This is a genomic window from Gracilimonas sp., assembly GCF_035704785.1.
Lineage (GTDB): Bacteria > Bacteroidota > Rhodothermia > Balneolales > Balneolaceae > Gracilimonas.
This window is the reverse complement of the sequence record NZ_DASSWP010000106.1, coordinates 18,035-40,197: the sequence shown is the minus strand read 5'-3', so window position 1 is coordinate 40,197 and position 22,163 is coordinate 18,035. Positions and strand designations below refer to the sequence as shown.

23 protein-coding genes are annotated in these 22,163 nt (G+C 42.0%); 11 read left to right on the top strand and 12 right to left on the bottom strand.

The annotated features are described in order from the left end of the window. Positions 1–2,220 (bottom strand): DNA gyrase subunit A (gyrA, locus tag VFM80_RS06505; RefSeq protein WP_395070746.1); only part of this gene is annotated, 2,220 nt, incomplete at its 3' end. A gap of 52 nt (positions 2,221–2,272) precedes the next feature. Continuing rightward, positions 2,273–4,210 carry a DNA topoisomerase (ATP-hydrolyzing) subunit B gene (gyrB, locus tag VFM80_RS06500; RefSeq protein WP_395070745.1) on the bottom strand — a complete coding sequence of 646 codons (1,938 nt, stop codon included), beginning with the start codon at positions 4,208–4,210 and terminating at the stop codon, positions 2,273–2,275. Positions 4,211–4,480: 270 nt separating this feature from the next. Between gyrB and rpmB the strand changes: the two genes are divergently transcribed. From rpmB to VFM80_RS06455, 9 genes are all read left to right on the top strand, one after another. Continuing rightward, positions 4,481–4,726 carry a 50S ribosomal protein L28 gene (gene rpmB, locus VFM80_RS06495; RefSeq protein WP_395070743.1) on the top strand — a complete coding sequence of 82 codons (246 nt, stop codon included), beginning with the start codon at positions 4,481–4,483 and terminating at the stop codon, positions 4,724–4,726. Between the two features lie 4 nt (positions 4,727–4,730). Continuing rightward, positions 4,731–4,895, top strand: coding sequence for a 50S ribosomal protein L33 (gene rpmG / locus VFM80_RS06490; RefSeq protein ID WP_103664281.1), 165 nt, complete (start codon positions 4,731–4,733; stop codon positions 4,893–4,895). An 8-nt stretch (positions 4,896–4,903) separates the two neighbouring features. After that, on the top strand, positions 4,904–5,074 hold the full coding sequence (locus VFM80_RS06485; RefSeq protein ID WP_395070741.1) for a DUF4295 family protein: 171 nt from the start codon (positions 4,904–4,906) through the stop codon (positions 5,072–5,074). Positions 5,075–5,160: 86 nt separating this feature from the next. After that, entirely contained in the window at positions 5,161–5,619 is a 459-nt protein-coding gene (locus VFM80_RS06480; protein WP_395070739.1) for a GatB/YqeY domain-containing protein, read from the top strand. 3 nt (positions 5,620–5,622) lie between these two features. After that, positions 5,623–6,204 carry a CvpA family protein gene (locus VFM80_RS06475; RefSeq protein WP_395070737.1) on the top strand — a complete coding sequence of 194 codons (582 nt, stop codon included), beginning with the start codon at positions 5,623–5,625 and terminating at the stop codon, positions 6,202–6,204. Continuing rightward, entirely contained in the window at positions 6,205–7,419 is a 1,215-nt protein-coding gene (tyrS, locus tag VFM80_RS06470; RefSeq protein ID WP_395070735.1) for a tyrosine--tRNA ligase, read from the top strand. It abuts the gene before it with no gap. A gap of 6 nt (positions 7,420–7,425) precedes the next feature. Continuing rightward, positions 7,426–8,193 (top strand): exodeoxyribonuclease III, encoded by a 768-nt coding sequence (locus VFM80_RS06465; protein ID WP_395070733.1) that lies wholly within the window; start codon positions 7,426–7,428, stop codon positions 8,191–8,193. A gap of 49 nt (positions 8,194–8,242) precedes the next feature. Further along, entirely contained in the window at positions 8,243–8,692 is a 450-nt protein-coding gene (locus VFM80_RS06460; RefSeq protein ID WP_395070731.1) for a MarR family winged helix-turn-helix transcriptional regulator, read from the top strand. A 53-nt stretch (positions 8,693–8,745) separates the two neighbouring features. Continuing rightward, positions 8,746–9,231 (top strand): hypothetical protein, encoded by a 486-nt coding sequence (locus VFM80_RS06455; RefSeq protein ID WP_395070729.1) that lies wholly within the window; start codon positions 8,746–8,748, stop codon positions 9,229–9,231. 12 nt (positions 9,232–9,243) lie between these two features. On the opposite strand, the gene VFM80_RS06450 is transcribed toward VFM80_RS06455, so the two are convergent. Both VFM80_RS06450 and uvrB read right to left on the bottom strand, forming a co-directional pair. Beyond that, positions 9,244–9,798 carry a class I SAM-dependent methyltransferase gene (locus VFM80_RS06450; protein WP_395070727.1) on the bottom strand — a complete coding sequence of 185 codons (555 nt, stop codon included), beginning with the start codon at positions 9,796–9,798 and terminating at the stop codon, positions 9,244–9,246. An 80-nt stretch (positions 9,799–9,878) separates the two neighbouring features. Then, on the bottom strand, positions 9,879–11,930 hold the full coding sequence (gene uvrB / locus VFM80_RS06445; protein WP_395070725.1) for an excinuclease ABC subunit UvrB: 2,052 nt from the start codon (positions 11,928–11,930) through the stop codon (positions 9,879–9,881). A 193-nt stretch (positions 11,931–12,123) separates the two neighbouring features. Between uvrB and tyrA the strand changes: the two genes are divergently transcribed. Beyond that, positions 12,124–13,257: a bifunctional chorismate mutase/prephenate dehydrogenase gene (tyrA, locus tag VFM80_RS06440; RefSeq protein WP_395070723.1), complete on the top strand. Its 1,134-nt coding sequence runs from the start codon at positions 12,124–12,126 to the stop codon at positions 13,255–13,257. Between the two features lie 7 nt (positions 13,258–13,264). On the opposite strand, the gene VFM80_RS06435 is transcribed toward tyrA, so the two are convergent. The 8 genes from VFM80_RS06435 to VFM80_RS06400 all read right to left on the bottom strand — a co-directional run bounded on the left by VFM80_RS06435 (position 13,265) and on the right by VFM80_RS06400 (position 21,009). Then, entirely contained in the window at positions 13,265–14,323 is a 1,059-nt protein-coding gene (locus tag VFM80_RS06435; RefSeq protein ID WP_395070721.1) for a VOC family protein, read from the bottom strand. Between the two features lie 80 nt (positions 14,324–14,403). Continuing rightward, a complete protein-coding gene (locus VFM80_RS06430) occupies positions 14,404–15,009 on the bottom strand; it encodes a TlpA family protein disulfide reductase (protein WP_395070719.1) in 606 nt (201 codons plus the stop codon). Positions 15,010–15,121: 112 nt separating this feature from the next. Continuing rightward, positions 15,122–15,790: a nitroreductase family protein gene (locus VFM80_RS06425; protein ID WP_395070717.1), complete on the bottom strand. Its 669-nt coding sequence runs from the start codon at positions 15,788–15,790 to the stop codon at positions 15,122–15,124. A 30-nt stretch (positions 15,791–15,820) separates the two neighbouring features. Beyond that, on the bottom strand, positions 15,821–16,243 hold the full coding sequence (locus tag VFM80_RS06420) for a YciI family protein (RefSeq protein ID WP_395070715.1): 423 nt from the start codon (positions 16,241–16,243) through the stop codon (positions 15,821–15,823). A gap of 44 nt (positions 16,244–16,287) precedes the next feature. After that, entirely contained in the window at positions 16,288–17,382 is a 1,095-nt protein-coding gene (locus tag VFM80_RS06415; RefSeq protein ID WP_395070713.1) for a M23 family metallopeptidase, read from the bottom strand. Between the two features lie 50 nt (positions 17,383–17,432). Next, positions 17,433–19,565, bottom strand: coding sequence for a hypothetical protein (locus VFM80_RS06410; RefSeq protein WP_395070711.1), 2,133 nt, complete (start codon positions 19,563–19,565; stop codon positions 17,433–17,435). 122 nt (positions 19,566–19,687) lie between these two features. Next, a complete protein-coding gene (locus VFM80_RS06405; RefSeq protein ID WP_395070709.1) occupies positions 19,688–20,065 on the bottom strand; it encodes a DoxX family protein in 378 nt (125 codons plus the stop codon). Between the two features lie 92 nt (positions 20,066–20,157). Beyond that, positions 20,158–21,009, bottom strand: a complete 852-nt coding sequence (locus tag VFM80_RS06400) for a proline dehydrogenase family protein (RefSeq protein WP_395070707.1) — start codon at positions 21,007–21,009, stop codon at positions 20,158–20,160. Between the two features lie 126 nt (positions 21,010–21,135). Here VFM80_RS06400 and VFM80_RS06395 point away from each other — a divergent pair, with 126 nt between their 5' ends. Next, on the top strand, positions 21,136–22,083 hold the full coding sequence (locus tag VFM80_RS06395; RefSeq protein WP_395070705.1) for a DUF4097 family beta strand repeat-containing protein: 948 nt from the start codon (positions 21,136–21,138) through the stop codon (positions 22,081–22,083). Positions 22,084–22,163: the final 80 nt, after the last annotated feature.

Below are 22,163 nucleotides of genomic sequence, written 5' to 3'. Positions count from 1 at the left end.
TCCTTTACCACCTCGGGATTGTTCTCTGTAATCGTCTACCATAGATCGTTTTCCATATCCATTTTCGGACATTGCAAGAACAGTGGCTTCATGTGTATTCTTGATGACCACCATATCTACGATTTCACCTTTCTTGGAGAGATTCATCCCTTTTACGCCGGAAGTATTTCTCCCCATTTCGCGAACATCACTTTCATGGAATCGAATTGCTCTTCCGTTTTTGTTGGCCAGAATAATATTGCTGTCACCATCGGTTAGTTCTGCACCAAGAAGGCTGTCTCCATCTTTTATGTTGATGGCGATAATTCCATCCCGGCGAGGACGGCTATATGCTTCAAGGGTCGTCTTTTTAACAAGCCCCCCTTTGGTTGCCATAATTATAGAATGATTGTTGATGTAATCTTCATCTTCCAAAGTTTTGACCGGAACAAATGCTTTGATCGCATCATCTTTATCTAACTCAATGAGGTTTACTATGGCACGTCCTCTGGCCAATCGTCCCCCTTCAGGGATCTCATAAACTTTGAGCCAGTAACACATTCCTTTTTCTGTGAAGAATAAAATGTAGTTATGTGTAGTGGCCACAAATAAATGTTCTACATATTCTTCATCACGGGTTGTAGTTCCTTTCATGCCTTTTCCACCTCGGCGCTGACGGCGATAACCGCTAACCGGCATTCGTTTAATAAAGCCCTTGTTGGAAATGGTAACTACCACATCTTCATCAGCGATCATGTCTTCAATATTGAAATCATCTGCTGAATGAACGACTTGGGTTCTTCTTTCATCACCATATCTCTTCTTCAGATCGGCAAGCTCTTCCTTAATAATAGAAGTTTGTTTATCGCGATCCGATAGAATCAATCTGTAATCCGCGATCTTGTCTATGATCTCTCGATATTCTCCATCGATCTTTTCACGCTCCAGGCCGGTAAGTTTATGGAGACGCATATCCAGGATTGCTTTGGCCTGAATATCAGTAAGCGCAAACTTCTTACGAAGTTCAACGTTTGCTTCTTGAGAATTATCGGAAGCGCGAATAGTTTTGATAACTTCATCAAGATTATCAAGGGCGATCTTAAGACCTTCAAGAATATGGGCACGAGCCTCAGCCTGATCCAGATCATAAATGGTGCGACGAATAATAATGTCAACACGATGCTCAACAAAATGATAGATGAGCTCTTTTAGGTTCATTACCTTCGGGCGGCCTTTTACGAGCGCCAGGTTTATGATCCCAAAAGTGGTCTGCATTTGGGTGTATTTGTAAAGCTGATTCAGTACAACACCGGCGTTAGCAGAACGCTTAAGAATGATAACAACACGAATACCTTCTCGGTCAGATTCGTCTCTAACTTCAGAAATTTCAGTGATCTTCTCATCATTAACAAGATCAGCAATCTTTTGAATCAGAGTGCTTTTATTAACCTGATACGGAATTTCAGTAACTACAATTTGCTCTCTGTTACCACGAAGTTCCTCAGTATTAGCTCGGGCACGTAGAGTCACTTTTCCGCGGCCTGTCTCGTAGGCTTCTTTTACTCCTTCATATCCGTAAATAATACCGGCAGTAGGAAAATCAGGAGCGGTAATATGCTTCATCAATGCCTTGATCTCAATATCAGGATCATCGATGTAAGCGGTAACGCCATCAATGACTTCCGTCATATTATGGGGAGCCATATTGGTGGCCATCCCAACCGCAATACCCGAAGCTCCGTTAAGCAAAAGATTCGGCAACATACTTGGGAGAACCGTTGGCTCTTCAAGTGTGTCATCAAAGTTAGGCTGATAATCAACGGTTTCTTTATTGATATCTGCTAACAATTCCTCAGAAAGCCGATCCATTCGAACTTCAGTATAACGCATAGCTGCAGCACTGTCACCGTCAATCGAACCAAAGTTACCCTGACCGTCAACAAGCGGATATCTCAGGGAAAATTCCTGAACCATTCGAACGATGGAATCATAGACAGCGGTGTCACCGTGTGGGTGATACTTACCTAAAACCTCACCGACAATACGTGCACTTTTTTTATAATTTCGGTTGTGAAGCATCCCAAGGTCATTCATCCCATAAAGAGCACGCCGGTGGACCGGTTTCAATCCATCCCGTACATCAGGAAGCGCCCTGGAAACAATAACTGACATCGAATAATCGATGTAAGACGATTGCATTTCGTCTTCAATAGTAATTGGTATAATTTTTTCTCTAGCCATAAATCAGGTTATAAAATCGGTTGTTATTCTGTTTGAAATCAGATTAGAATAGTTAGATATCGATATTGGCGTATTTTGAATTACGCTCGATGAATTCCCTGCGCGGTTCAACGTCCCCACCCATTAAGGTTGAGAAAAGTTTGTCTGCCCCGGCTGCACTTTCAACATTTACTTGCTGAAGTGTTCTTGTTTCAGGATCCATTGTTGTTTCCCAAAGTTGTTCGGGATTCATCTCTCCAAGACCTTTGTAACGTGAAACGTCAAATTTCTTCCGGGTTTTCTTGAGCTCTTTTACGATTTTATCCCTTGTTTGATCATCCCAAGCGTATTCCAGCTCTTTACTTGTAGTGATTCTGTAAAGAGGTGGAGTAGCAATATAAATGAACCCGTTTTCAATAAGTGGGCGCATATATCGATAGAAGAACGTCAATAACAGAGTTCGGATATGAGATCCATCAACGTCAGCATCAGTCATTATAATGATCTTGTGATATCGGAGTTTATCCAGTTCAAAATCCTCATCACCATGACCAACACCGGTGCCGAATGCAGTGATCATTGCTTGAATTTCTTTGTTTTCAAGGATCTTATTGATTTTAGCCTTTTCTACATTCAGAATTTTTCCACGCAATGGAAGAATGGCCTGAAAACTACGGTTTCGTCCCATTTTAGCAGAACCACCGGCTGAGTCACCCTCAACAAGGTAGATTTCACTATGCTCGGGATCCTTGATGGAACAGTCGGCAAGTTTACCCGGCAGTCCGCCACCACTCATAACGCTTTTACGCTGCACAAGTTGACGCGCTTTACGGGCTGCTTCCCTGGCTTCAGCGGCCAAAACAACTTTTTCAATTACTTTCTTGGCGGCTTTTGGGTTTTGCTCCAAATATTCATTGAGTTGGTCATAGACCACAATCTCAACGGCACTTTGAACTTCAGAGTTACCAAGTTTGGTTTTGGTCTGACCTTCAAACTGAGGCTCCTGAACTTTGACACTTAGTACAGCCGTCATTCCTTCCCGAAAATCTTCTCCGGAAACATTTATTTTACTATTAGATTTAATAAGGCCGTTTTTCTCAGCATAAGATTTTAAAGAGCGGGTTAATGCCCGCCGGAATCCGGAAACATGGGTACCGCCTTCTCTTGTATTGATATTATTCACATAAGAATGCACATTCTCAGAAAAGGAACTGTTGTATTGAATTGCAATTTCTACAGGCACGTTGTCTAAGTCACCGGTGATATGAATAGGGGTTTCAAGCATGGACTCCCGGTGCTCGTCCAGAAAATCAACAAAATCTTTAACGCCGCCTTCATAGTGGTAAACTTCCTTTTTCAGTTCTTCGTCTTCTTCCCGCTCATCAACTAATTCGATGGTGATCTCAGGATTAAGGAAAGCGAGTTCACGCATCCGCTCTGCAATGATATCAAACTTAAATTCAGTAGTCTGAGTAAATATTTCAGGATCGGGAGTGAAGGAGATCTTGGTACCTGTTTTATCAGACTTTCCTTTTACAGAAAGCGGAATGGTTGTTGCCCCTTTGGAAAACTCCATCACATGAATTTCACCGTCTCTGTGAATCTCGGCACGGAAATTACTTGAAAGGGCATTCACACAACTCACACCAACACCGTGCAAACCACCGGAAACCTTGTAAGAATCTTTATCGAACTTACCTCCGGCATGAAGCTTAGTAAGCACAACTTCGACAGCAGGGATACCAAGTTTTTCATGGGTATCAACGGGAATGCCACGACCATTATCAAAAATGGTCATTGAACCGTCTTCATTAATGGTAACATTTATAAAATCACAGTAGCCTGCAAGCGCTTCATCAATGGAGTTATCAACGACCTCATTAATTAAGTGATGAAGTCCGCGCGGCCCGGTATCCCCGATATACATAGAGGGGCGCTTTCTAACTGCTTCAAGCCCCTCCAATACCTGTATATTCGAAGCTTTGTAGTCAGAACTTTGTTTTTTTGCCATAATTATGGAGTGATAGCTTTCTTAGATGAGTTTATTGATGCAGGAAAATAGAGCTTACACAGGCAAAATCAAAAAAAGGAAGGGTATTTGTTTAAAATATTCGAGATGAGCATTCTGGGGTGAAATTCAAGAGGGATTTAATGGGTGTAAATGTGGATAATTTGAGAAAATGTTGATAAATGAAATTTTCATGCTTACTACCGTTGAACTTTGATGTTTATAGCTCTATCTTTGGTGTCTATTTTCATTATGAATTAACCGAATTATACAATGTCGCGAAAAGACGATATTACAGGCAAAGGAGCTTTGAACGGTTACCGTTCTTCGAAGTCAAATAATAAAACAAAACACCGCTTTCAGTTAAACCTGCAAAAGCGACGATTTTATGTTCCTGAAGAAGATAAGTGGATAACATTAAAAGTTTCTGCAAAAACTGTTAGAACCATTAACAAGAAGGGAATTTCTGCGGTATTGAAAGACGCGCGGAAAAAAGGAACTCTTTTAAAAGAAGTATAGAACTATGGCAAAAGGAAACAGAGTTCAGGTAATTTTAGAGTGCACCGAAAAACCCGGTTCATCTCGTTATGTAACTACAAAAAACCGAAGAACTACCACCGACAGACTTGAACTGAAGAAATACAATCCGGTTCTTCGTAAACATACTGTTCACAAAGAAATTAAATAACCAGAGATATGGCTAAGAAGCAAGCATTTGGACAAGACGCACTATCGGCAAAAGCAGCTCACCGAAAAATGGCAAAGGTTATTATTGCTACCAAGAATGATAAGGGAAAGTATGCCTACAATGAGGTGATGATGGATCAGGATAATGTAAAAGAATACATTCAGCAGAATAAATCCTGATAGTTTATTCATAAAGAATATCTAAGGTTACGCAATAATGATTGTGTAACCTTTTTTTTTGATTATTTTTATCTAAAAACGAAACCATGAGTATTCAAGAACGAATTGTTGCAGATATAAAAGAGGCCATGAAGGCCAAAGACAAGGACAAGCTTCGCGTATTGCGATCGCTTAAAGCAAAGCTGATGGAAAAGGAGATCAGCGAGCGAAAGGAAGGAGAGGCAAAACTTTCTGATGAGCAATCGGTGGAAGTATTAATGAAAGCTGCGAAGCAACGGAAAGAATCCATCGAGCAGTTTGAAGAAGGAGACCGGGAAGACTTGGCTGAAAATGAGAAAAAAGAGCTGGCTCTAATTGAAGAATATCTGCCTGAAATGATGGATGAAGAAGAAGTCAGAAAAGTAGTTCGGGAAAAGATAAAAGCATTAAGTGCTTCCGGTCCGGAGCATATGGGAAAAGTTATGGGGCCGTTAATGGGACAATTGAAAGGAAAAGCTGATGGTTCTTTGGTGAGTAAAATCGTCAAGGAAGAACTTGGTGGATAAGATATGCTGATTCTTGACCTTATTATTGCTATCCCTCTTTTATACTTTGGTTATAAAGGAGCAGTAAATGGGTTAGTGAAAGAAGTCCTTAATATTGTGGGAATCATATTGGCCATCTTCCTGACATTCAATTACCTGGATGCCTTTACCGGTATAATTGCACCTATGTTTGAAGAAGGTGCCTCTTATGTTCCTTTTATTTCAGGTGTAATTCTTTTCATAGGAACGCTTGGTGTGGTTGCCATAATAGCTTATGCTACCAAAGAATTATTGAAAGCGGTAAAACTTAGTATAGTAAACAGAATATTAGGAGGCACATTTGGTGTTTTGAAAAGCGGGCTGGTGGTCAGTGCGGTTCTGTTACTTCTTGCAGGCTTCAATGTGCCGTCCGATGAAGCCCGAAATGATTCCTATTTATACCCTGCAGTTATTTATTTGGCTCCTCTTACCTATAATGCAGTAGCCGTGGTTTATCCGGGAGCCGAAAATTACTCTGAGACACTTAAGCAAAATATTGGAGAGTACAATCCACTCCAGAACATTCCATTTTTAAATGAACTTCAAAACGATAATCAAGATAATTAAATGTCATTTTTAGCTGTTGATGAACAACTTGAGATAATCCGAAGAGGTACAGTTGAAATTGTACCGGAAGAGGAATTGATCACAAAACTTAAAAGATCAAAAAAAGAAGATAAACCCCTCAAAATTAAATTAGGTGTGGATCCAACCCGACCTGATCTTCATCTTGGTCATTCTGTCATCTTGAGAAAGATGAGGCAGTTTCAGGATCTGGGACACGAAGTGATCCTGATAATTGGGGGATTTACAGCTATGATAGGCGACCCAACCGGACAAAATAAAACCCGCCCGCCTCTTACACTCGAAGAAGTAAATGAAAATGCGGAAACATATATAGAACAGGCAAAAAAGATCCTGGATGAAGACAAACTTACCCTAACCAATAACTATGATTGGCTGGGCGAAATGGACTTTATGGACGTGATCAAGCTTTCTTCTAAGCTGACTGTAGCCCGGATGATAGAACGGGATGATTTTTCCAAGAGGTTTGAAAGCAATGAGCCTATTTCATTACACGAGTTTTTATATCCACTGGCTCAGGGTCAGGATTCAGTTTACCTGAAATCAGATGTAGAATTGGGCGGAACCGATCAGAAGTTCAACCTTTTGGTAGGTCGTCAGCTTCAAAAAGAGGACGGACAGGAACCACAGGTTTGTCTTATGATGCCACTTTTAGTTGGCACAGATGGTTCCGCAAAAATGTCGAAATCTTATGACAACTACATTGGGATCAATGAGGAGCCTAATGATATGTATGGTAAATCGCTCTCAATTCCGGATGATCTGATCTACACTTATTATGAGTTGGTTACAGATATAAAAACCGAGGATCTTCCCGCTCTCAAAAAGAAAATTGAGACGGATCCTCGAAATGCAAAGCACGACCTGGCCTTTACCATTGTGAGAATGTACCACGGGGAAGAAGCAGCCAAGGGAGCGAAAAACCATTTTGAGCAGACCGTTATCAATAAAGAAGTGCCGGATGATGCTCCTGAGTTTTTCTTTCCTGCCGGTGAAGAAATCAGGTTGCTTGATATTGTTGCCGAAACCGGGTTTTCTCCAAGTAATGGGGAAACCAAGCGGATGATCAAACAAGGCGGGATCAGTGTTGATGACAAGAAGATCACTGATAAGAATCATTCCATCACTTTTAAAGAAGGCGATGAATTCTCCCTAAAAGTGGGGAAGAGAAATTTCGGAATCCTAAAGGCAGAATAAATCAGTTTGGTTAAGATAAGTTCGTATAACGTAAACGGAATTCGCGCAGCTCACCGGAAGGGATTTAACGATTGGGTAAAGGAAAGTGATCCTGATATCATTTGTATTCAGGAACTTAGGGCGCTTCCCGAACAGATACCGGGAGATATTAAAACACTGGACTATCACGAAGCCTATCATATTGCAGAAAAGAAAGGGTATTCAGGTGTAGCCATATATTCCAAGTCAAAACCGCTGAATGTAGAAGAGGGAATAGGAAAAGACTGGATCGATGCAGAAGGCCGCGTGATCATGGCGGAGTTCGAGAAATTCCGGGTTTTCAGTATATATGCCCCGAGTGGAACTACCGGAGATATCCGTCAGGACATGAAGATGGATTTTCTGGATAATTTCATCCGGTTTGGAGAGCAATTTGTTAAAGACGGAAAGCCCTCTGTTTTTTGCGGGGATTTCAATATTTGTCATACCGAAATTGATATTCATAACCCCAGCAGGCAGCATAAAACATCCGGTTTTTTACCGGAAGAGCGGCAGTGGGTTACTGACTTTCTGGATAAAGGCTATGAAGATGTTTTTCGCAAGCTTCATCCCGACAAAGAAGATCTCTACAGCTGGTGGAGCTATCGTGCAGCCTCAAAGGAACGAAACAAAGGCTGGAGAATTGACTATCATTTAGCCACGCCGGAATTAGCAAAAAAGGCAGTGAATGCCGAAATTGAGATGAAATGGGATCTTTCAGATCATGCTCCGGTTAGTATTGAATATGATCTATGATCGAACGATTAATCTTGTTAAGCCGTTGAAAAGGCTATAAATAACAATTATGGGAACACATTTTAAAGGGAATAAAGAAGTCCAGAAAACGCTGAACGCGTTTATAAAGCTTACCCGCGCCAGTGAAAGTGTAAACGGACGGCTATCCAGGCATTTATCAGAGGCTGATCTTACCGTAAGTCAGTTTGGTACCCTTGAGGCCTTACTCCATTTAGGCCCGTTAAACCAGCGAGAGCTCGGCCAAAAACTACTAAAAAGCGGAGGAAACATCACGCTGGTGATCGATAACCTTCAGAAGAATGGATTAGTCGAAAAGAAAACAGATCCAAGTGACCGCCGCGCAGTTATTATAAGTCTTACAAAAAAAGGGCGTAATTTTATAGAAGATTTTTTTCCTCAGCATCTTGAAAAGATCAAAGAAGAATTCTCAGTTCTCACTTCTGAGGAAAAAGAACAACTGGCTTCCATTTGTAAGAAGCTTGGCGTAAAACCTGGATAGATTGTCTCTATTTCTGATTTCTTTAATTTATAACTAAGTACAAAGGAGTAGCTATGATGTTTAGTATTAGTATAGGTGAGAAACAACGGTCCAAAGAGGAAAAGATAATCAACGTATTATTAACTTTGGCAACCGGTGTGTTAACACTGCTCTTTCCAAATTTCCTTTACCTCATCGCCGGTGGTTATTTATTGGCGTTGGGACTCATGTTCATGGCATTTAAATTTCCGGGAGCTGTTGCCGCTTTGCCTATAGTGGCCGGAGGTTTGATCTTTGTCTTCCCCGACCTGATTCCCTATACTTTTGCAGGTTTTTTGGGATTTTTTGGTTTGCTCATGCTCTTCTCTTTTCAGCTTAGCTTTCTGGGTATCATCATTTTTATTATAGCAGTTCTAATAGTAATGAATCCCGATTCAGTAGCCTATTTCATTGCTTTTTTTATGCTGACCTACGCCGTTTCCAACCTCATTCAATTCTATAAGCAATGGAAGAATAAAGGCCCGAAAGAAACGAGCGATGGGGAAATTATCATTGAGTAGAATAGAAGCCTTTTATTTATTCACTGCTTCGTAAATAAAATATGGCGGGATATTCTTCCAGCAGAATTCGGTGGTATAATTTCCAAAAGCTTCGGTAAGCGGTTCTTTTAAATGGCCGGATGTTTGATAGGCTAGAAAGGAGCCATCTTTTCGAAGGATTTGTTTTGTTTTAGATAGGATGTCCATTTTCATATCCCAATCAAAAAAGGAAAAGGGGATTCCTGAAATTACATGGTTCGCATTCCCAACTAAGTTTTCGGGAAGCAGGTCCAGAATATCCTCTACAGATTCATGAAAAACGGTCACACGCTGGTCATCAATTTGTTTTAAGAGCTTGGCAAAATTATTGTTGGTTTCGAAGACGAAAAGTTGTGCATCAGGCCGCATCTTTTTGAGAAGGTGCTTGGTAAAAACTCCGGTTCCGCCGCCGTATTCAACAATTACATCTGTAGTTGCAAAATTAATATGCTCACATAGTTTCCGAACACAGTATTTAGAAGATGGGGTAATAGAGGCAACATCTTTATCCGTTGCAAATGATTTCAAAAACTCAATCGTACCTTTCATGTAATTGATTTGATTTTATTGTAGAATGGTTAAGGGCGATATTCGAATAAGCAATAACCGTTAACTAATTTTACGAAATATTATAGTTCGTCTTCTAATTTAGCAATTTGATCGCGAATACGAGCAGCTTCCTCAAACTCCATGTTCTTGGCTGCATGATACATCGTTTCGCGTAAATGCTCGATCAGCTTATCCTTGCTTTCAAAGGTAACTTCCCTCATTGCAGGACTCGCTTTATATTGAACACCGTCTTCGGCCACTTTAATAACTTCCAGTGGCTCTTTTTCCCTGTCATCATCTGTTCGGGTAAAATCAACGCTTTTACTTGAGATCAAGGCCGGATCAACAAGAGGCTTTAATTCCTTCTTAATTGTTTCGGGGGTAACGCCGTGCTTCTCATTGTATTCTTCTTGAATTTTGCGTCGCCGTTTGGTTTCCTCAACCACCTTTTGAATACTGTTCGTCATTTTATCCGCATATAAAATAGCCTTACCGCCTACATTACGCGCGGCACGTCCCACGATCTGGAATAAAGAAGTTTCTGACCTGAGAAAGCCTTCTTTATCCGCATCCATAATAGCTACTAAACTTAGTTCAGGAATATCGATTCCCTCACGAAGCAGGTTGATGCCGACCAATACGTCAAAATCGCCGCGGCGGAATTTATACAAAACTTCGATTCTTTCAAGGGCGTTTAATTCACTGTGCATATACGCCGCTTTGATATTAAGATTTTTGAGGTATTCACTGAGCTCCTCACTGAGCCGCTTGGTTAGGGTTATAACCAATACTCGTTCATTTTTCTCAATCTTCTCACGAATTTCTCCTAACAGGTCATCCACCTGATTACCAAGGGGGCGGATCTCAATTTCCGGCTCCATTAATCCTGTTGGGCGTATAATTTGCTCGGTAAAGACTCCACCTGATTTCTCCAGCTCATAATCACTTGGGGTAGCGCTTACAAATATAACCTGATTCACCAGCTCCTCCCATTCATCAAAAGTTAGAGGGCGGTTATCCAATGCAGAAGGAAGTCGAAAGCCATGTTCGACCAACTCTATTTTTCGGGATCGATCACCGCCATACATGGCATTGATCTGTGGAATTGTTTGATGGCTTTCATCTACCACCACTAAGAAATCATCAGGAAAATAGTCGAGCAGACAATAAGGGCGTTCACCGGGTTTTCGGGCACTCAGGTATCGCGAGTAATTCTCAATTCCTGAGCAATAACCGATCTCCTGTATCATCTCGATATCAAATAATGTGCGCTGTTCGATACGTTTGGCCTCCAGAAACTTTTCCTCGTCGATCAGTACTTTTTTACGCCATTCCAGCTCTTCCCGAATTTGTTGAATGGAAGTCTCTAGCCTGGATTTTGAGGTCACATAATGAGAAGCCGGATAAACGCGAAACTCATTTACACTTTCAATAATAGTGCCGTCATTTACATCAAAGAGCTGAATCGACTCGATCTCATCTCCCCATTGAGTAATGCGCAATCCTTCATCAGAATAGGCAGGATATACATCAATCACATCGCCACGGACCCGAAACGTCCCTCGCTTGAATTCCAGATCATTTCGGTTGTAATGAAGATCCACAAGGTCATATAAAATAGTATTGCGCGGAATTTCCTGTCCCACGTTCAAATCCAGGATCAGCTTTTCGTACTCTGAAGGTGAACCAATACCATAGATACAGCTAATCGAAGAAATGATGATCACGTCCCGCCGTCCGGAAAGAAGAGAGCTTGTGGCCCGTAATCTCAGCCGTTGAATTTCTTCATTGATGGAAAGATCCTTCTCGATGTACTTGTCTTGCGTGGAGAGATAAGCCTCAGGCTGGTAATAATCGTAATAGGAAATGAAAAACTCTACGCGGTTTTCGGGGAAGAAATCACTGAGCTCGCGGTAAAGCTGAGCTGCCAAAGTTTTATTATGGCTCATCACCAATGTGGGTTTTTGCACATTTTCGATGGTATTGGCGACGGTACGCGTTTTCCCCGAGCCGGTAATTCCAAGTAAAGTCTGGAACTTATCGCCCGCCCGCAAGCCTTCCGTAAGCTCGGCAATGGCATTGGGCTGATCGCCCGCGGGTTCGTAAGGGGAGTGAAGTTTAAATTGAGACATAAATAGCTTTTAAAGGTACAAACTGTGATGTAACTTAGGAAACGATATTTGTTCATTAATTGATACTACAGATTTCGAAAACACAAATGATTTATAAACATTCCATAATGACTGTGACAAACAGTTAATGGAAAATAGTTATTGGTTAATGGAGAGTATTAACCAATACACCAATAACGAATAACCAAACACCATGTCCCACAGGCATAAAGAATTAGAATCACCCCGAAAAAGAATTGACGAAATTGATGAACAAATTTTAGACCTGCTTTCAGAGCGGGGTGATATTGTTCGTGATGTCATCAAGCGTAAGGTAGAGAATCAGCTCCCTGTTTTTGTGCCGGCGCGTGAGGAGGAGAAATCAAAAGCCTTTAAAGAACTGGCTAAAACGAAAGGTATAGATCCTGAATGGGCGGAGGATTTTCTGCGGATGATCATGACGGCATCTCGTGCTACACAATCCCAGGAAACCTTCCCTATAGCGACGGAAGAACCGAAGCATATTTTGTTTATAGGCGGTGAAGGCGGAATGGGAAGTCTATACAAAAGAATTGCTGACCAAACCGGTCACCAAACCTATTCCATTGATAAAAAAAATTGGCATGAGCTGGAGGAACAAGCTCCCAAGCTGGATATGGTTATAGTAACGGTTCCCATTAACGTAACGGAAAGCGTGATAGAGCGATTAAGCGGAAGGCTTAAAAAGGAAACTATATTAGCTGATTTCACCAGTAATAAATCCAATCCTATCCAGGCTATGCTTAAAGCCCATGAAGGCCCGGTAGTTGGATTGCACCCTATGCATGGACCGGATGTGCAAAATCTTTCCAAGCAGCTCATGGTTTTCTGTGGAGCACGGGAAGAGGAAAAGGCCAAGTGGTTCATTGAACAATGTGAATTATGGGGGATGAGAGTGATCGAAGCCGATCCTGAGAAACATGACCATGTTATGCATCTTGTGCAGGGACTAAGACACTTTGTGGCCTTACTTCATGGTTCTTTTATGGAAGAATATGACCTTAAACCTGCTGATATGCTGGATTATTCCTCTCCGATCTACCGCGCAGAATTGATGATGACCGGTAGAATTTTTGCTCAGGATGCAGAGTTGTATGCAGATATTGTATTCGCTAACAAAGAACGGCGGGACTTGCTAATAAAATTTTTCAATCACCATAAGAAGCTCGCAAAATTAGTGGAAGAAAATGATCGTGAGGGGTTTATCAAAGAGTTTGAAGGGGTAACTGATTTCTTTGGAAAGTTTGCGACCCAGGCACTTGAAGAAAGTGGATATCTAATAAACCGACTGGCGGATAGATTTGCGTAATTAATATTTATTTCATCCTGCTAAAGCGTAGCGCCCCGATCATCCAGTTAGGAAGGTTCTTTCTGGGATCCCTTTTGGTCATATCAATGTACCAGCCGATCTTTTTCATGATTGGCACCTTATGAGTTTCCACAAATTCAATAAGTGTTCCGTCAGGATCTTCCACATAGGTGAATCTTCCCGCGGCCTCGCCCATATCAAAGCTGTTGGCGGAATCTACGGTGAAGGGAAAGCCATGTGATTCGAGGTCCTTTTCCAAAGCATCCATTCCTTGAATATCAAAGCATAGGTGAATGAAGCCGAGATCTCCCCAGAACCGATCTTTAAAGATCTTTCGAGGCTCTCGCTCTTTAACTTCAATGAGTTCAATTTCAGTTGGACCGAACATCTGGCTGAATCCGCCTTCGCGGGGTTTGGAATGCCGGAGCAATACACGCCGATAGGTTTCATCACCACCTGGTAGTCCGCTGTAATCAGCAAAGTTTCCGGTTTCATCATAGACCACTTCATCATATCCTAAAACATCAGAGTATAATGTCCGGGTTTTCTCTATATCAGTGGAGCCGATCACAGCTCCGACTACCCCACCGGTAGTTGAAGGAGTCTTTTTCTTAAAGAACTCACGCCCCTTAACGACCTGCCAGATATTGCCATACAGATCCTTCACAAAAAAAATAAAGTCGCCGGCAGGATTCTTCTCAAGCGGGGTGATAACATTCAGGCCTGCTTCGGTCATCTCTTCGAAAGTTTTAGCAACATCTATGGACTTTATCTTTCCGCAGTTGATACCAAGGTCGCCCATCATCAGGTCAAACTCAGCCGGTTGCGGGGTGCGACTGGTATATTGCCAGATCTCGAATCCTCCTCCGCCTTTCATGTTCAGGCTCAGGATGGCCGTACGGTCGTGGGATTTCCCTCCGGTGTAGGGAAGCATCAATTCAGCAGTGGCCGCATCTTCAAAAACCTTGATGTCCATACCGAAATATTTTCGGTACCAATCGGTAGCTTTATAAACATCGGGAATGCCGATGCCAATTTGCTGAATGCCGGAGATCACTTTTTCCATATAAAGACCTTGGTGATGAGAGTTTGATTCGCCGCTAAGGTACGTTTTTTTGGAGAGTGAGAAAAAACGTAATTGTTGATCTATAGATCAGAAATGGACAGTAAAAACTGCTTGAAGTCATCGGTATCATATTTAGCCATTCCGCGATGCTCCATTACAATATCTCCTTTTGGAGAAATAACATAAGTGGTTGGAACTACTGAGCTGTCATAGATGAGGGGCTTGGTCAAAACCGAATAAACGGGAAAGGTAAAACCCTTGCGGGCAATAAAATCCCGGGCTTTCTGAGGATCTTCATCCAGGGAGGCCATTACAAACACGATATTCTCATTATCGATGTCATCATACAAACGCTGGATGTTTGGCATCTCTGCAATGCAAGGCGGACACCAGGTGGCCCACAAATTCATGAAAATAGTTTTGCCCTCAAATTCAGAAAGGGACGTACGTTCGCCATCTAAGGTGAGCAAAGGCATGTTATAATCAGCCTTATTCCCATGAATGATGGATTCTTCCGTATTCGGTTGAAGGATGCCGGTATAAAGCAGCATGCTTTGCAACTTCCCGATCACCTCAGTATGATATCCCGTGGTATATAACCCGGCGCCGATCACAAAAATGATACCCCATTGTAGAAGTTCTTTCTTGAAGGTGGATTTCTTGGGTTTGGATTCTTTGGTATTCATGAAGTAAAGGTAAGCTTAAAACAGTCAAGTTAGGAGACTTGTAGTAACAGGCTTAAAATCTACAGCTCAGCGAGCCGTGGTACGTACACCGCGCTGAGTCGTTTTGGGTGGGTTAAATAAAACTCGCGATCTCCTCCAGCGGTTTCTTCGAGATATCAGGCACCTTTACGTCATCTTCAGGATAACCCACTACGAGCAAAAGAAATGGTTTTTCATGGGAGGGCCGGTCCATGATCTCATTTAAAAATCCCATTGGGTTCGGGGTATGAGTGAGAGTTGCTAACCCTGCATGGTGCAGTGCAGTGATCAGCATTCCGGTAGCAATCCCGACGGATTCCTTAACGTAATAATGCTTTTCCTTTTCACCATCTTCATCCAGCTTATAGCTTTGGGCAAAGATGCCTATCAGGTACGGAGCTTTTTCGAGGAAAGGCTTTTTTTCATCGGTACCAAAGGGGACAAGGTCTTCAAGCCAGTCTTCCGGCGCGCGACGGTTATAAAACTCATGCTCCTCTTTTTCGGCTTCAACCCGGATCTTCTTTTTTACTTCAGGATCGCTTACTGCCACAAAGTGCCAGGGCTGTTTATTTGCACCATTGGGTGCTGTGCCTGCAGCGAGTAAACAGTTTTCAATAATTTCTCGAGGGATCGGCCGGTCTGAAAAATCTCGAACAGTTCTTCTTGCCTTCATTTTTTCATAAAAGCCTAAAGCCTGCCGTTTCATTTCTTCGACGGGCATTTCTTTATAGAAAGTGTGAGGTACAAAAATGGCTTCTCGCATAAAAGAGGAAGTTTTAATTTAGAACTTTAATTACTTGACTCCGGAACCTTTTGCCAGCCACCAGGGATGCACTTCCACAACGAGTCTTCCTGCTTTAACCATTGGATCATTTTTAGCCAGCCGTTCGGCTTCTTCTTTAGTGGCTACATTATAAACGGAGAATCCACGGATATCAGTTTGGCCATCGGTCGGCCCGTTTAAGTTTATTATGCCCTTTTCATACAAATCGCCAAGGTAGGCAAGGTGCTCTTGCTGCAACTTCATGGCTTCTTCCTGTGACTGGCTTCGTTCCGGTCCGCTTTTTAGAAACACAATGAAGTATTTTTGCATGGTGGTTTTCTCACCCGCCCATTCAAATTCAAAAGTTTCAGGTTGAGCTGTGGAATCAGCTTCCTGAGCATATACTGCAGTTGTTAGCAATAACAGGACTAAAAAGTTTAAAGTGATTTTCATTGGCGTAATTCTAAAGTTAGTTATCAGAGGATAGAAAATATAACTTAAAAACGAATATATGATTGTGGATCAACATGTACACCATCTTTTAAGATCTCAAAATGAAGATGGACGCCACTTGAGGTGCCTGTGTTTCCTGCATTGCCAACAACCTGACCCTTTTTAACGCGGTCACCTTCTTTCACCCGAATCCGGCTCATATGAGCATATACAGTTTCAAAGCCATCACTATGTTTGATTCGCACCATTTTTCCATAGCCTGTGCCTTTGCCGGCTTTAACTACCACTCCTTGTTCTACTGCCAAAATATTATCTTGCATACCGGCATTTAGATCAACACCTTGATGAGGCCGGTTCCATCGGGGGCCAAATTCAGAGGTCACGTAAGTATCCTTCAACGGAGCTTCAAAGCTAACAGAAGAAAGCCGCATAAGAGGAGGAAGGTTGGTTTTGGCACCTTTATCCCTTTTGTCAGGACTGTTCCATGGTATTCCTATTGAAATGCCCACGGAAAATGAAACAGGGTTGAAATCAAAACTCCTGAAAGCCGGGTTCTCTGTAAAACTTCCCTGAGGGACAATATTCTGAGGAAGATTATAGGTCTGATTGACCTCTGCGAAGACCCGGACGAAATTTAAAAGATAATATTTAACGCCGGCTGTAAAACCTGTGGTAAGCTGTCCTCTGAACTCTTCCGGGGCTACCCAGGATTGATATCCGTTTTTAAAATTCGTGGCCCGAATCTGAATATCCCAAATACTGCCTGCTTTTACCCCACCATAAACCCCGACTTTTGGCCATTGCAGGCCGGCTACAGCACCAAAATTAAATTGTTGAAAGTTTATGGGCCCTCCAATAAAGATGTCTTGTTGGTTTTGGACTAAGTATTCGGCTTTTCCGGCAAGGTAAAATCGGTAAAACAAATAACGTTCAAGTTCCACTTCCAGTATACCTTTTGAAACCGCGCTGATATCTCCCCTGTACGTTTGATTGGGCACATAATTGAGCCCCACGCTTTGAATGGAGTAGTTAGCGGAGAGCCTCCAGTCCTGAGCATTAACAGGATGGGAAGAAAGGACCAAAGCCGTCAGTAACAGAAGGAAAGCCCCGATGTGAAAAAAGATGCTTTTCTTACCCATCAAACCCATGATAGCTGTTTAATATTAATTCAAACATGATGATAAAACCTCTAATCTCTAAAAGTATTATAATTAGATAGAAATTCGAGCCATTCCTGCTGTTCCAGTAGCCGTTCAGAATAACGGGCCCTCAGGCTCAATGAAGAAGCTTTCTCAAACCATTCTCTCGCCAACTCTTTATGCCCCAAATAAGCTAATTGATCCATAGTGGATTCGTAGATGTCAAACCAATCCTGACTTGGAATATGATCAATAAGTAAGGCAGAATAAAGCAAGAGAAGTTCATCCTTATTATCCTGAATAGCTTTGTTCAAACTAAGCATCCGGTTGGGAAGGTTTAGAGAATCAAACTCAGAGCTATCAGGAAAGGAACTATGAAAACGCCTTTGTGTATGATAGTGCCACTGTAAACTGTCACTACGTAATTGTAACGTGTATCGAAAGGTTCTGTCTGTTGAAGACGCTATCTCGGCAGCTATTCTATTTAAAAGTGAATCGGCTTCTGTATATCCTTCTGCAAGAAATAAAGCATCCGCTTTAAGTACCTGAAGAGTGAGTAAAGTATCAGTTGGGGTGATGGCCTTTGCAGCTTTAGCATAATTTTTTCGAGTAAGATGAGAACGCACCCAAGCCTCTAAAACCAGATCATTATCAGAACTTATTTCGTATAAATTATCCAGGGTTTTATAAGCTCCTATTGTATCCTTTTCTGAGATATGAAGACGGTACCTATCCCAGAGCTTTAATTCCTTGCTAATGGAATGTGGACATGATTTTTGAAAAAGGGAGCGTTGTGCAAAAATAAACTCAGATACCTGGCGGTCTACAGAATCCAGCGGCGTACTTTCTAAAGTTTGGTGCCATCCTGATACAAGTTCGTTGAATGATCGGGAGTAAGCAGATTCAATATCTGCTGTGCGATAAGCTTCTTTAAATTGAGCGGTAGGATATTCCGCTAATAAATATTCAACAAAAGATCCTGCAGTAGTATAGCTTATTGCACCGGCACTTTTATAAAATCCACTGAATGATAACGCAGACTTCATAGCTTGTTCAGTTGGAAAAGGTTTTTCAGCAGCCACAATTTGGTGAAGGGTGGTTCTCCCTGAGGCATCTTTAGCAATTCCTTCCGCCAGGCCTTCAACTAATCCAATGCTCCAGCTTCCGTTAAATAGCCGATTTCCAAATTGTTTGGAGATAACATGAACAAGTTCGTGTTTAAGCACTCCTTCCAGTTGCTGCTTGGCGATGTGCAGCTGATCTTTTTCCAGCCAAATGGGCACGTAACTGGTAAACTTTGCCCCGGTAATTTTCTTTTTCTGCCAGGCATGGGCATATAAATAGGATTCAACCTTTCGCTCTTCCGGCCACTCAATGTCAAGCAGTTCTGTTATTTGTTGGAAGTGAAACTCGTGTTTGGCTGCCCAATAACTGATCTCATCATCCGAATAAAATTTTTCATCATAAAAGATCTCAAAATGTTCAGTCTGATGATGTCCGCCGAGCTGCTGTTGAATGGTTTCTCTCGGACTGATAACACCGGCTTCATCCAGATTCAGATAGCTGAATATTAGAGAGAACAGAGTCAGCCCTGTTATGAGCTTGGTTTGAAGATCTCGGTTCCATTCAGGAAGGATCCAGAGCAGTATGATCCACAAAAAAGTAAGCCAGCGGAAGTAGAGAAATGATCCGGTTATATTGACTGCTTCATCATATATCGGCCCGGGCCATAACCCCCAAACGTGATTGTAGAAATATACCTGTGGAAAACTAAAAAACTCGATCAGCCAGATTCCAGCCGCGCAAAATAAAAGAGCAGCAAAGGTAATTGCCTTAGGGAAAGGAAATTTGAATTTACGGATGAGCCTGCCAAAGGCGATTCCGAAAAACACGCTGGGAAATGGGATAAAGATCCAGAAGCCCACTCCAACGATAGTGAGACACGAGGTAAATAAAGAGAAAAGGAAGAGAGGTAATCCAGCTAAATAAAGATAACGGAGAATTCTAACGGCATCGAAAATATCTGAATCAGAGGAGTGTTTAGCTGATCGGACTCCCGCCCAAAAGCATCCTATGGTGCCTGCAAGCATCGCTGATTCGAAATGGAAATCACGAAGGAGAGGGATGGGCAATAGAGCCAATCCGATCAGAACAGGTATAATATACGGTAACGTCTTTTTCAAGAATTTGAGCAGTAGAGTGATTAAGTGAGGAGTAAGTTAGGAAAAGAGTTTGAATGGAAGTAAATATTCTAAGCTTTACAAAACAACTGGTACCACCCACTTCATTAATCATAATTTAGTGACTATAAAATCCCAGCCCAATACACCCACCATATCAACCCAAACTGAAGTGGAAGACGAAAAAGTAAGGCCCATGTAAAAGGAGTGAATCCATTTTTGCGATAGTTCTTTAGGAACATCTCGATATTGGCAGGAAAAACGGCAATTAAGAGAAAAATCAAGCCCCAGGCAGCATACGTTTGGAGTAAGGATATCATAAGGCCGATCCCACCGGCCATCTCAAAAAAACCACTTATAAAAACCAGTGGCTTGTGCCAGGGTAAATATTCCGGCATGATCTTCATAAAGAATTCAGGCCTCACAAAGTGTAATATACCGGCAAGGGTGAAAAGTGAACCAATAAGATAGCGGTGAATTTGTGGGTCTAAGAGGGTATCCATGGAAAGTGTTACAGTGCGAACGTGTTATGGCATTAAATTTGCAAAATTTTAACACCCTAACACGTTAACACCATCGCACGGTAAAACCAAACTCACTTCTTCAACATGGTGCTGAAAATGAACCAAATATTTTCCTTTCGCTCCATAAGCCGGCGGGTGAAATAAGGGAACCAATCAGTGCCGAAAGGGACGTAAACCCGGGCATGATATCCTTCTTCTGTAAGCTCCACCATAGTTTCTTCCCGAAGCCCATACAACATCTGAAACTCGAAGCTGTCTTTTGAAATGCCTTTTTCAGAAGTGTAATTTTTTAGCCAATCGATCAATTCATCATCATGAGTTCCAAATCTTGGAAAAGATGTTTTCTCTAACAACACCTTGGCTTGTTCTTTAAAAGCTTCTCGAATAGCTGGCATATCCTGGAACGCAATTTTAGCCGGTTCTTTATAAGCCCCCTTTACCAAACGGATATCTGCGCCTATTTCTGCAAGTTCATTAATGTCGTCTTTACTTCTGAATAACATGGACTGAATAACCACGCCTACATGCTTTCCATACTTTTCAAAAGCTTCCTTGAAAATATCGAGAGTGATCTGTGTGTTATCTGACCCTTCCATGTCTATACGAACAAACTGATCCTGATCTTTAGCTACATCAAGTAACCGAAAGAGGTTTTCACGGCAAAAGTCATGATCTATATCGAGTCCCATCATGGTAAGCTTGATCGATATGCTGCTGATCAGCCCATGCTCTTTAATACCCTCTAGCAAACGGATATAGGAATCAACGGTATCAGAAGCCGTTTGACGGTCTTTTACGTTTTCACCAAGGAGGTCAAGGGTAAGCTTGAGATCTTTATTATTTAACTGTTTTGCTTTTGGGATCGACTCAGTAAAAGATTCTCCGGCAACAAAACGCTTTGCAAGAATGAAAGGTAACTTCATAAAACTCTATTTTTTTAAGGCGCGAAAAGTTAATCAATTGTGGACTTTATATCATCATCCGAAAGTGTAACTATGTGAAAATTTGTTCGTGTAAGTGATAGGTGTTAAAACTAATGGAAAAATATTATGAGTACAGATAAAAAATATATATGGAGCTTGGCCATTTCATGGTCAGCTTTTTTGGCGTTAATGTTCTTAGCCGTTCAAATCGGCTTTGCGCAGTCAAGTGAGGATGCATACCGAACCGAAACTTTTAATGTGAATGGGGAAGTAAGCCTGGAAGTTCAAACCTCCGGCGGCAGTATCCGGGTTGAAGGATCGAACAACGATGAAGTGACCGTGGAAATGTTTGTGAGAAAAAGAGGAAATTATATAGAGTCCGGAGAGGCAGACCTCAAAGATTATGAGATAAGTATAAATCAGGATGGTAATACGGTCAGCGCTATTGTTGACAGGAAATCAAATCGAGGATGGAACTGGAATGATGGATATTCGATCTCATTTGTAGTTTATACTCCTCAGGAAACACGAACTCGCTTAAAAACCAGCGGCGGAAGTTTGACAGCTAAAAACCTGACAGGGTCACAAGAACTCAGAACAAGTGGTGGTAGCATAACAACAGAAGGAATACAAGGACAAATGATCTTGAAAACCTCGGGAGGCAGTATTTCGATAACCGATGCCCAGGGTGATGTGGAGGCCAATACCAGTGGAGGCACCATTCGGATCGAGAAGCTTTTGGGAAATTTAAATGCCGGCACAAGCGGGGGTGGTATCAGATTAAATGGCATTGAGGGAAATGTTGAAGCTAAGACAAGCGGAGGTTCGATCAGGGCAGAAATAATTGCTCCGGGTGATATCATAGATCTGCGCACAAGCGGCGGAAGCATCACGATCACGGTGCCCCAAGAACTAGGGTATGATCTGGACCTGGACGCAAACAGAGTTCATGCTGAATTGATCAATTTCAATGGTCGGGCAGAACGGGACGAGATCCGGGGAACTTTCAATGGCGGTGGTACAATGCTAAAGGCTAAGACCAGCGGTGGTTCCGTTCGGTTAGAATATTTGTAATCAGAAAAGACAAAAAACTAAAAAGCGAGGGATAGTATCTCTCGCTTTTTTTGTTGTGAGATGATGTCGGATTGCCATTG

Coding starts and splice junctions, on each gene's coding strand:
- gyrB (WP_395070745.1), bottom strand. CDS start 4,210: ATGGCAAAAAAACAAAGTTCTGACTACAAAGCTTCGAATATACAGGTA.
- rpmB (WP_395070743.1), top strand. CDS start 4,481: ATGTCGCGAAAAGACGATATTACAGGCAAAGGAGCTTTGAACGGTTAC.
- rpmG (WP_103664281.1), top strand. CDS start 4,731: ATGGCAAAAGGAAACAGAGTTCAGGTAATTTTAGAGTGCACCGAAAAA.
- VFM80_RS06485 (WP_395070741.1), top strand. CDS start 4,904: ATGGCTAAGAAGCAAGCATTTGGACAAGACGCACTATCGGCAAAAGCA.
- VFM80_RS06480 (WP_395070739.1), top strand. CDS start 5,161: ATGAGTATTCAAGAACGAATTGTTGCAGATATAAAAGAGGCCATGAAG.
- VFM80_RS06475 (WP_395070737.1), top strand. CDS start 5,623: ATGCTGATTCTTGACCTTATTATTGCTATCCCTCTTTTATACTTTGGT.
- tyrS (WP_395070735.1), top strand. CDS start 6,205: ATGTCATTTTTAGCTGTTGATGAACAACTTGAGATAATCCGAAGAGGT.
- VFM80_RS06460 (WP_395070731.1), top strand. CDS start 8,243: ATGGGAACACATTTTAAAGGGAATAAAGAAGTCCAGAAAACGCTGAAC.
- VFM80_RS06455 (WP_395070729.1), top strand. CDS start 8,746: ATGATGTTTAGTATTAGTATAGGTGAGAAACAACGGTCCAAAGAGGAA.
- VFM80_RS06450 (WP_395070727.1), bottom strand. CDS start 9,798: ATGAAAGGTACGATTGAGTTTTTGAAATCATTTGCAACGGATAAAGAT.
- uvrB (WP_395070725.1), bottom strand. CDS start 11,930: ATGTCTCAATTTAAACTTCACTCCCCTTACGAACCCGCGGGCGATCAG.
- tyrA (WP_395070723.1), top strand. CDS start 12,124: ATGTCCCACAGGCATAAAGAATTAGAATCACCCCGAAAAAGAATTGAC.
- VFM80_RS06435 (WP_395070721.1), bottom strand. CDS start 14,323: ATGGAAAAAGTGATCTCCGGCATTCAGCAAATTGGCATCGGCATTCCC.
- VFM80_RS06430 (WP_395070719.1), bottom strand. CDS start 15,009: ATGAATACCAAAGAATCCAAACCCAAGAAATCCACCTTCAAGAAAGAA.
- VFM80_RS06425 (WP_395070717.1), bottom strand. CDS start 15,790: ATGCGAGAAGCCATTTTTGTACCTCACACTTTCTATAAAGAAATGCCC.
- VFM80_RS06420 (WP_395070715.1), bottom strand. CDS start 16,243: ATGAAAATCACTTTAAACTTTTTAGTCCTGTTATTGCTAACAACTGCA.
- VFM80_RS06415 (WP_395070713.1), bottom strand. CDS start 17,382: ATGGGTAAGAAAAGCATCTTTTTTCACATCGGGGCTTTCCTTCTGTTA.
- VFM80_RS06405 (WP_395070709.1), bottom strand. CDS start 20,065: ATGGATACCCTCTTAGACCCACAAATTCACCGCTATCTTATTGGTTCA.
- VFM80_RS06400 (WP_395070707.1), bottom strand. CDS start 21,009: ATGAAGTTACCTTTCATTCTTGCAAAGCGTTTTGTTGCCGGAGAATCT.
- VFM80_RS06395 (WP_395070705.1), top strand. CDS start 21,136: ATGAGTACAGATAAAAAATATATATGGAGCTTGGCCATTTCATGGTCA.